General features: G+C 63.1%; 7 protein-coding genes and 1 pseudogene. 5 read left to right on the top strand and 3 right to left on the bottom strand.

Features of this window, described 5'->3' with window-relative positions; genetic code table 11:
- Positions 1-593: pseudogene (locus EN879_RS12755) on the bottom strand (phosphotransferase); the annotation flags it as partial.
- Between the two features lie 135 nt (positions 594-728).
- Between EN879_RS12755 and EN879_RS12760 the strand changes: the two are divergent.
- The 4 genes from EN879_RS12760 (at position 729) to EN879_RS12775 (ending at position 5,366) form a co-directional block, all read left to right on the top strand.
- Positions 729-2,240 (top strand): sugar ABC transporter ATP-binding protein, encoded by a 1,512-nt coding sequence (locus EN879_RS12760; RefSeq protein ID WP_063167607.1) that lies wholly within the window; start codon positions 729-731, stop codon positions 2,238-2,240.
- 79 nt (positions 2,241-2,319) lie between these two features.
- The gene (locus tag EN879_RS12765) at positions 2,320-3,315 is read left to right on the top strand and encodes an ABC transporter permease (protein WP_013532921.1); all 996 of its coding nucleotides are present in this window, start codon (positions 2,320-2,322) and stop codon (positions 3,313-3,315) included.
- 51 nt (positions 3,316-3,366) lie between these two features.
- The gene (locus EN879_RS12770) at positions 3,367-4,419 is read left to right on the top strand and encodes a substrate-binding domain-containing protein (protein ID WP_023808755.1); all 1,053 of its coding nucleotides are present in this window, start codon (positions 3,367-3,369) and stop codon (positions 4,417-4,419) included.
- A 101-nt stretch (positions 4,420-4,520) separates the two neighbouring features.
- On the top strand, positions 4,521-5,366 hold the full coding sequence (locus EN879_RS12775) for an acyl-CoA thioester hydrolase/BAAT C-terminal domain-containing protein (protein WP_063167608.1): 846 nt from the start codon (positions 4,521-4,523) through the stop codon (positions 5,364-5,366).
- 52 nt (positions 5,367-5,418) lie between these two features.
- Here EN879_RS12775 and EN879_RS12780 read toward each other — a convergent pair whose 3' ends face one another.
- On the bottom strand, positions 5,419-7,473 hold the full coding sequence (locus tag EN879_RS12780; RefSeq protein WP_063167609.1) for a bifunctional aldolase/short-chain dehydrogenase: 2,055 nt from the start codon (positions 7,471-7,473) through the stop codon (positions 5,419-5,421).
- A 91-nt stretch (positions 7,474-7,564) separates the two neighbouring features.
- Positions 7,565-8,530, bottom strand: a complete 966-nt coding sequence (locus EN879_RS12785; protein WP_013532917.1) for a sugar-binding transcriptional regulator — start codon at positions 8,528-8,530, stop codon at positions 7,565-7,567.
- A 190-nt stretch (positions 8,531-8,720) separates the two neighbouring features.
- Between EN879_RS12785 and EN879_RS12790 the strand changes: the two genes are divergently transcribed.
- On the top strand, positions 8,721-9,666 hold a 946-nt coding region (locus tag EN879_RS12790; RefSeq protein ID WP_164774392.1), incomplete at its 3' end, for an AMP-binding protein.

Raw genomic sequence — 9,666 nt, forward strand, 5'->3', positions numbered from 1 at the left:
GTGTGCCGGTTCATCTTGGCATCGAAATAGGGATCGGAGAACACGAGGTTTTCGGTGATGTCGCAAAGCTCGGCATTGTCGGCGAACAGCGCCAGATCGGCCTTGCGGTCCTTGGCGGTCATATGCAGGTCGGAGCCGCGAAACAGCGTGCGGGCCATGAACAGGCCGATATCCCGGGCGATGTTCGGCAGTTGGCGGCCGTCGATCAGGGCACGGCGCAGGATGATATGCGGCGGCGCAAGATATTCCATGATGATCAGCGCCTGACCTTCATCGAAATAATGGATCGCCGGCACCGAGCCCGGCGCGCGCGCCTCTTGCCTGGTCAGCGCGTGATATTCGAAGAAGGAGCGCTTCAACGGCAGCGGCCAGCTGTCGCCGACCAGGCGGACATAGGGCAGGGCCTGCTTGACCACGGCCGCACCGCTGGCGCCCTCGACGATGAACACCAGGTTGAGATTGCCGTCGCCGACCTCGCGGACCTTCCAGGCGCCGGTGTCCTTGCCGATCTTCGCGCACAGCGCCTCGTTGCCGCCAAGGCGTGCAGCCAGGGTTTCGACCGATAGGGCTTCGAACGGCAATTCTTCAGTCATCGTTATCCTCCCGCATATGCGCTTCCAACATAACGGAGGCGTGGCGGCCGGGCCAAGCTAGGAAGCGATCTGGCAATTGTCAATCGTGTTGACAATTGCCGATACAGCCCATAGCGTCATGTCAGGGAGGAACGCATGGTCGGCAATGCCGTGTTCCGCGTAGAGGGACTGAGGAAATCCTTTGGCCATAACGAGGTGCTTGGCGGCGTCTCGCTGGAACTGCATGCCGGTGAAGTGACCGTGCTGATGGGCGCCAACGGCGCCGGCAAATCCACCCTCGTCAAGATCATCTCTGGTGTCTACGAACGCGGCGGCGGGACGATGGCGCTCGCCGACCAGGATTTCGCGCCGAAAACCCCGGCCGAGGCGATCCGCGCCGGCGTCGTCACCGTGCATCAGAACATCAACGACGGTGTCGTCGCCGATCTCGACGTCGCCACCAACCTGACGCTGGACCGGCTGAGCGGCAGCGGTGCGCCGACCCTGTTCAATCCAATGCGCGTGCGGCGAGAGGCCAAGACGGTTGCCGACCGCATGGGGCTGGCCATCGATTTGAAGGCGCGGGTGAGTGATCTTTCGCTGGCCGATCGTCAGATGGTGGCGATTGCCCGCGCGCTGGCGCACAAGCCGAAAGTGCTGATCCTCGACGAGCCGACCTCATCGCTCTCCAGCGCCGAGGCTGATCGGCTGTTTGCCCTGATCGACAGGCTGCGCGAGCAAGGCGTGGCCATCCTCTACATCTCGCACCGTATGTCGGACATAAGGCGGCTGGCCGACCGCATCGTATCCATGCGGGACGGGATCATCTCAGGCATTTTCGACAAGAAACCGCTCGACTATGAAGGCGCGGTCAACGCCATGCTCGGCCGCAAGATCCATCTCGACCGGATTGTTGTCAGGGATTCGGCCAATGCCGTCTTCAAGATAGACGGTCTGCGCATCGCACAAGGCGCACGGCCGATCTCGCTGACGCTCGGCGACGGTGAGGTCGTTGCCATCACCGGCCTCGTCGGCGTCGGCAAGACGGCGCTTGCCGAGACGCTGTTTGGCGTGCGCCAGCCGCTGGCCGGCACAATGACGCTGAACGGCAGGCCTTATGCGCCTGAAACAGCCGGCGAGGCGATCGCCGCCGGCGTGTTCCTCGTTGCCAAGGACCGCGGCGAGAACGGCATCGTCGGCGGCTTCAACATCCAGGAAAATATCAGCCTGCCGTTTCACAAGCGCATGTCACGTTTCGCTGTTCTCAAGCGCCGTCTGGAACGCGCCACGGCGCGCCGGCAGATCGAGGAGCTGGGCATCGTCTGCCGCTCCGAGAAGGACGAGATGTCGGAGCTCTCCGGCGGCAACCAGCAGAAGGTGATGGTCGCCCGCTGGATGGCCCAGCATGCGAGACTGTTCATTCTGGACGAGCCGTTTCAGGGCGTCGATATTTCCGCCCGGCGCGACATCGCCGCCAAGCTCAGGGCCAGTGCAAACGGACGCGCCACGCTGCTGTTCGTCACCGAACTCGACGAGGCGCTGGAGACCGCCGATCGCATCCTGGTCATGTCGGAACAGACCATCGTCGGCGAGCACCGCAATGCCGATGTCGATCTCGACCGCCTGTTGGCCGAGGTCGCCGGCGGGCCGCTGCACAGTGCCGCCTGAGCGCGGGCGTTAGGAATGGGAATGGAAAGAGCATGGGTTCGGATTGGCTAAAAACGGCAGCAGCGCGCGGGAGCGCCGAATGACATTGCGCGACCACGCCATCCGCTACGGATTCATCGTGCTCTTGTTCGGGCTCGTCGCCTATTTCTCGATCGCCGCCGACGGTTTCGTTTCGCCGCAAAGTGCGGTTTTCATCTTCCAGTCGGTCGCCATCACCGGCGTGCTGGCGCTCGGCGTCACCGCCACGCTGGTCGTCGGAGGTTTTGATCTGTCGATCGGCTCGGTCGCCACCTCAGCCATGATGGCGGCCGCCTATGTCATGGTGGTGCTGGAGCAGAACGCCCTTGTCGCGGTCGTCGTCTGCCTGCTCATCGGCGCCATCGTCGGCCTGATCAATGGCTGGCTGATCGTCTACATGCGTGTGCCCGATCTGCTGGCGACGCTCGGCATGATGTTCCTGCTCGTCGGCCTGCAGCGCATTCCAACCGAAGGCCGCTCGATCGCCACCGGCATGACCATGCCTGATGGTTCGGTCGCCAACGGCAAATTCTCCGACGCCTTCCTGGCGCTTGGCCGCCACCGCTTCGACTTCTTCATCCCGAACCTCATTCCAGTGTCGGTGGTGGTGCTGCTCGTGCTCGCCGTGCTGATCTGGTTCTTCCTCGAATACACCCGTTTCGGCCGCATGATGTATGCCGTCGGCAGCAATGAGCGCGCCGCCGAACTCGCCGGCGCGCCTGTCAAGGCATACAAGATCTGGGCTTACGTCATTTCAGGTGTTTTTGCCTCGATCGGGGGCATTTTGCTCGCTGCCCGGCTTGGACGCGGCGACATCGCCTCGGGTAATAATCTGCTGCTCGATGCGGTTGCCGCAGCGCTGATCGGCTACGCGGTGCTGGGTGCCGCCAAGCCGAACGCCTTCGGCACCGCCATCGGCGCGCTGTTCGTCGGCATCTTGCTTCAGGGCCTGACGATGATGAACGCGCCTTACTACACGCAGGATTTCATCAAGGGCGTGGTTCTGGTCGTCGCCCTTGTCTTCACCTTTGCGCTTTCGGGCAGGGGCAGGAGATAGCTTTCGACCGGAACAGGATTTTCGAGTTCAACAAGAGTGGAGGAAAACAAAGTGAGCATTACAAGAAGACTTCTGGGGAAGGTGGCGCTCGGATTGGCCGGCGCAACTATGCTGATGCAGGTCCCGGCTTTTGCCGCGGACAAGCCGGCGCCCTTCGACAAGCCCGGCGTCAAGATCGCGCTGGTGCGCTATCTCTCGACCGGCGACTTCTTCCAGGCCTATCTCTCGGGCGTCGAGGCGCAGTCGAAGGCGCTCGGCATCGACCTGCGCGTCCTCGACAGCCGCCAGGATGCGGCTCTTCAGTCCGACATGGTCGACCAGGCCATCGCGCTCGGCGTGCAGGGCATCATCATCCAGCACGGCCTGACGGAATCGATGAAGGACGCCGCGCAGCGTGCGGTCGACGCCGGCATCAAGGTTGTGGCCTTCGACGTCAATGTCGAAAACCCCAAGATCCCGCAGATCGAACAGTCCGATCGCGACCTGGCACGCCTCGCGCTCGAGCAGGCGGTCAAGGACAATGGCGAGAGCTGGAATGCCGGCTATGTCTATGTCGCCGGCATCGCGCCGCTCGACCGCCGCAACGAGACCTGGGTTGACGTCAAGAAGAAATATGCCGGCATCAAGGAAGTCGCGATGTTCGGCACGCTCGACAATCCGATCGCCAACTCCGTCGCCAACCAGGCGCGTTCGGTGCTGACGGCGCATCCCGACATCAAGGTGATGTTCGCTCCCTATGACGAATTCGCCAAGGGCGTGAAGATCGCTGTCGACGAAGCGGGCTTGAACAAGGGCATCAAGATCTATTCGGCCGACATTTCGACCTCGGACATCGCTGCGATGCGCGAGCCCGACAGCGCCTGGGCCGCGACCGCCGCGACCAACCCGGCCGTCGTCGGCCAGGTCTCGGTGCGTGCGCTGGCACAGCTGCTGGCCGGTGAAGACCCCGGCCACAACGTCGTCGTGCCGCCGACACTGATCACCCAGAAGGACCTCATCGACAAGGACATCAAGAACATGGAGGACCTGTCGGCCAAGCTGCCGCAGTTCGCCCACGCCGATGTCGCGATGCCGGCCTGGATGCCGAACCCGAACGCCAAGTAACTTTCGCTATCGAAGGCCGCCTGCAGCCGCTTGCTGCAGGCGGCCTTTTTGCTGAATATCTGCAGCCGGCGCCAGGCTCCGGCCCAAGGTTCGGTGCGTATATGGAAGCTCAGGCGGCAATCGAGGAAAACCTGTCCGGCGCCGTCGCCGGAACCTTGTTTCGATGCCCGCAGGCCACCACGGGTGTCGTGGTGTTGGGTGGGTCGAGTGGCCGCGTCGATGTCGGGCGCGCACGGCTCTTTGCAAACGAGGGCTCGTCGGCTTTGGCCCTGCAATGGTTCGGCGGTGAGGGCCAGCCTCCCGGAATATGCGAAATTCCCCTCGAAACCTTCTTCGCGGCAACCGATTGTCTCCTTGAAACAGGATGCCACCGCATCGTCTATGTCGGCACATCCAAGGGTGCCGAGGCCTCACTGCTTGCGGCGGTCCATGACCCGCGCATCGACGCTGTGGTCGCCATCAGCCCGTCATCGGTGATTTGGGGAAATATTGGTGCTGGCCCGGATGGCGTCAGCTGGCCTGAACGATCCTCATGGTCGCTCGACGGAATCCCCCTGCCGTTTGTGCCGACGGATCCAAACTGGACACCAGAATACGTGGATGGCTTGGTATCCTACAGGGGACTCTTCGAACATTGCTTGAAAACCTTCAGGCAGGAAGCGGCTGCGGCGACCATCCCCGTTGAGACCGCATCGGCCGAGATCCTGCTGGTCGCAGGCGGCGACGATGCGCTGTGGCCCTCGCTATGGTTCGCGACAGAAATTGTTCGGCGGCGCAGCGAAGCAGGCAAGATCACACATCTCGTGTCATCGCCGGATGCGGGGCATCGCATTCTCTTGCCTGGCGAGAACACACCACGCTCGACATTGCATGCACATGGCGGCAATGACGAGGCCGAATCACGGTTGGGCAGAATGGCGTGGGAAGGCATCCGAGAACTGCTGTAGCTGCAGATCCCGAATACCTTCGCCTGTTTTGCGTCAGTCTCGGCCGGTTTCCCTACCGCATCGCTGCCGCGATATTGCCGCCGTCGACGGTCGTCACGTCGGCGGTGGTGCGGTCGGCCAGCGCATGATGCAGGAAGGCCTGCGCCACGTCCTGCGCCGTCACTTCCTGGCCGAGCAGATTGCCGGACATGTAGTCCTTCTCCGACACGCCGCGCGCGCCTGAGCGGCTGGCAATCATGGCGTCGGTCAAAAGGCCCGAGCGGATGCGGTCGGCGTTGACGGCGTTCGAGCGGATGCCATGCGCGCCATAGTCGAGCGCGTACTGCCTGGACAGGAACAGCGTCGCCGCCTTCGGCACGCCATAGGCGCCGAACTTCGGGCCGGGGTTGACGGCCTGCTTGGAGGTGTTGAACAGAAGCACGCCGCCTGTGCCCTGTTCGAGCATGATGCGCACGGCGTTCTGCGCCACCGATTGGTGGGCGAAGAAATTGAGCTCGAAACTCTTGCGCAGGAGCGCGTCGTCAAGCTCGCCGATGCGGCCTTCCCAGGCGGCGCCGGCATTGGAAACCAGGATGTCGACACCGCCGAACACGGCGACCGCTTTGTCGAAGGCGGCACGCACCTGTGCCGGGTCGGTGATGTCTGCGGCGACGCCGATCGAATTGTTGCCGGCTTTCTTCGCTGCATCGGCGGCTTTTTCGGCGTCGAGATCGACGACGACGGCATGGGCGCCATTGTCGGCGAACAGCTTTGCCGTCGCTGCACCGATCGCGCCGGCACCGCCGGTGATCAGCACCACCTGGCCGGTCAGCGGCTTCGGCTTGTTGGAGGCGAGCTTGGCCTGTTCCAGCGACCAGTATTCGAGCGGGAACAGGTCGGCCTTGGAAAGCGGATGGAACCGGCCGACGGCCTCGGCGCCACGCACTGCCTCGATCCACATCTCACCGACATCCGACGCGATCTTCGCGTCCTTCAGGGTGCGGCCGTGGCCGAACATGCCGAGGCCGGGCACCAGCGTCAGCCGCGGCATCTGGTCGAGCATGGTGCGCTTGACGTCGTCGAGCGCATCATTGGTTTCGAAATAGGCGCGATAATCCTTGGCGAACGCGTCGACATGGCTCTTGATCACCGCCTTGTAGTCGCCGGCCTTGTCCGCGTCGGGCGCCGGCAGCGCCATCGGCCCGGTCTTGATGCGGATCGACAGATCGGGCGTCGAGACGCCGCGCCCGGCATAATCGGCGATCTCGGCTGAATTGATGAAATCGACAATTGCCGGCGAAGTGCGGAAATCGCTGACCATTCGGTCGAAGCGGCCTTCGCCGCGCGCTACCGCCACCGCGCCGCGCAGCATCGGCGCGATCGACGCCGGCGTCGCGAGCTTTGCTGGCAAGGCTGCCTTTGCCGCCTTCGGCTTGCCACTTGCGGCAATGAAGTCCTCGGCGACGTTCACATAATGGATCATCCGGTCGTAGGCCTGCTTCGCATCGTCGCCGAAGGTGAAGATGCCATGCTTGTCGAGGATCAGGCCCTCGACATCAGGATCGGCGTCGAAGATGTCGGCAGCCGCCTTGGCGAGGTCGAAGCCGGGCATGATGTAGGGCACATAGCCCATCTTGGCGCCGAAAACCGTGGTCACCAGCGGCTTGGAGTCCTCCTGGTCGACGATGGCGAGAATGGCGGTCGAGTGCGTGTGGTCGACGAATTTGTGCGGCAGGAAGGCATGCAGCAGCGTCTCGACCGACGGGTTGGGCGAGGACGGATCGATGAGGTTGACGCGTTGCAGGGCAACCATGTCCTCGTCGGCCAGCCTGTTCAGCGCGCGCGCCTTGAGCAGCGGCTTGAGCTTGACCGCCGGCAGGCCCTGCGGCTCGATGACGCCCATGTCCCAGCCGCTGCCCTTGACGCACAGCACGTCCCACTGGTCGCCGACGAGGTCGGTTGCCGTCGTCTTGCAAGAGGTGTTGCCGCCGCCATGCAGGACCAGCCGTGGTTCGCCGCCGAGCAGCCGGGTCGTGTAGACGCGCAGCGCCAGGTCGCGGCCGACACCCTTTTTCGCGTAGTCTGCGACGAGTTTTTCGGCTGCTTCGTCATTCCACAAATTCTTCATGTTCGCTTCGTCCGGTTGTTTGTCTTTGATGGTGAAACAGCAATGCCGCGACGCTTTGATGACAATGCGCCGGCGACGGAGAGGGGATTTCCTAGGAGGCCTTTTCTGTCGTGGCAGCCGCATGATCCAGGAGCCGCTGCGCCATGTGTGCGCCGACCACCAGATGCGTGCAAAGGCCGCCGGCGATCGCCGCGAGCAGCGGTTCGAACTTGCTGTCCTCCTGCACCACCACCAACCGCCTGGCGATGGCGCGCAGCGAGGCAAGCTCGGCGGAGATCACCCGCCTGTTATAACTGCAGTCGAGCACCTTGCCCTCGGCGTCTATGATCTGCCCGGCAATCACGCCGGCAGCGCCTTGGCTGCGCAGATCCGCCATTTCGCTTGGCGTCAGCGCGCCGCATTTGACCAGATGGCTGTCGGCGTCGACCGCGCCGACCGAGTATAACGCCAGGTCGCATTCGCCGACACCCGACAATTGTTCCCGGATCACCGGCTCGGCACGCAGCGCACGCGCAAGTTCTTCCGTAGACAGCACCAGCGGCGCGTAGAAATTGAGCCCTTTGGCGTTGAGCCGCCGCGCGATTTCCATAGTGCATTGGTCGGGGCGATAGGAATAGGGCGCGCCGAGATTGCCGCAGAGCTGCACCACCGTGACATCCTGCAGGTCGGCATAGGACATGACGTCGGCAATCATATAGACGGTGCGGCCCCAGGCGACGCCGATGCGGTCGCCCTTCTTGACCAGTTCGAGAAAGACGCTCGCCGCCAGCACGGCGATTTCCGTCGACGGGTCGGCAATATGATCATTCTCCGGCGCGATCCAGACGGCGTCGAGGCTCAGCGCATCCTCGAGCTTGCGCGCCAGCACGTCGTCGGTGAAAAGCTGGGTCGAAGTCGAGATGTTGACGATGCCGGTCTCGCGCGCCTTGCGCAGGTACATGGCGACCGAGGCACGGGAAATGTTAAGCTGGCTCGCCACCTGGTCCTGCCGCAGGCCATGGGCATAGTAGAGCCAGGCGGCCTTGTGGATGAGTTGTTCTGCCGGTCGGATCGCCATGCCGTCTCCTCAGCTGACATTATTCACGGCTCTCGACAAAAGTCAAACTGGGCAGAGGTATGCGATGCTCCCGCTTGCGCCGAATCTGGTTCATCATTGTGCCGAATGCGCTCTGTCGTGGCATCGTTTGTGGTGACGCGGCCCGAGCCTGTGATTAGAACGTCTGAAAGAAAATCGCGGGGAGCATGGGATGGGCAATCCTTACGAACAGGATCTCGACAAGAACGCGGCCAACCATCAGCCGCTGACGCCGCTCACCTATCTGGAGCGCGCGGCCAAGACCTATCCCGACCATATCGCCATCATCCATGGCCGCCAGCGCATCGACTATCGCACTTTCTGGCAGCGGTCGCTGAAGCTTGCCTCGGCCCTTCAGAAGCGCGGCATCGGCAAGGGCGACACCGTCACCGTCATGCTGTCAAACACGCCGCCGATGCTGGAGGCGCATTTCGGCGTGCCGATGACCAAGGCGGTGCTGCATTCGCTCAACACCCGCCTCGATGCGGCGGTCATCGCTTTCCAACTCGATCATGCCGAGACCAAGCTGCTGATCGTCGACCGCGAATTCTCCGGCGTCGTCAAGCAGGCCCTGGAACTGGCCAGGGTCAAGCCGCTGGTCATCGACTATGACGATCCCGAATACGCCGCCGACGCGCCGTACCCAAAGGGCGAGCGGGTAGGCTCACTGGACTATGAGGCATTTGTCGCAGGCGGCGACGCGGACTTCGCCTGGTCGATGCCCGACGACGAGTGGGATGCGATTTCGCTCAACTACACGTCCGGAACGACGGGCAATCCGAAGGGCGTCGTCTACCACCATCGCGGTGCGGCCCTGATGGCCTACACCAACACCATCCATGCCGGCATGGCCAAGCACGCGGTCTATTTGTGGACGCTGCCGATGTTCCACTGCAATGGCTGGTGCTTTCCCTGGACGCTCGCCGTCCAGGCCGGCACCCATGTCTGTCTGCGCTGGGTGCGGCCGAAGCCGATCTACGATGCGATCGCCGATCAGGGCGTCACCCATCTGTGCGGCGCGCCGGTCGTCATGTCGGTGCTGATCAATGCCAGGGACGAGGACAAGCGCGCATTTCCGCAGACGGTCACTTTCAACACGGCTGCAGCACCCCCGCCGG

It is taken from the genome of Mesorhizobium sp. M7A.F.Ca.AU.002.02.1.1, from assembly GCF_003998535.1.
Classification (GTDB): Bacteria; Pseudomonadota; Alphaproteobacteria; order Rhizobiales; family Rhizobiaceae; genus Mesorhizobium; species Mesorhizobium ciceri.

What these genes read in the sequence shown, in the direction of transcription:
- EN879_RS12775 (WP_063167608.1), top strand. Translation starts at nt 4,521, where the DNA reads ATGGAAGCTCAGGCGGCAATCGAGGAAAACCTGTCCGGCGCCGTCGCC.
- EN879_RS12785 (WP_013532917.1), bottom strand. Translation starts at nt 8,530, where the DNA reads ATGGCGATCCGACCGGCAGAACAACTCATCCACAAGGCCGCCTGGCTC.
- EN879_RS12765 (WP_013532921.1), top strand. Translation starts at nt 2,320, where the DNA reads ATGACATTGCGCGACCACGCCATCCGCTACGGATTCATCGTGCTCTTG.
- EN879_RS12780 (WP_063167609.1), bottom strand. Translation starts at nt 7,473, where the DNA reads ATGAAGAATTTGTGGAATGACGAAGCAGCCGAAAAACTCGTCGCAGAC.
- EN879_RS12760 (WP_063167607.1), top strand. Translation starts at nt 729, where the DNA reads ATGGTCGGCAATGCCGTGTTCCGCGTAGAGGGACTGAGGAAATCCTTT.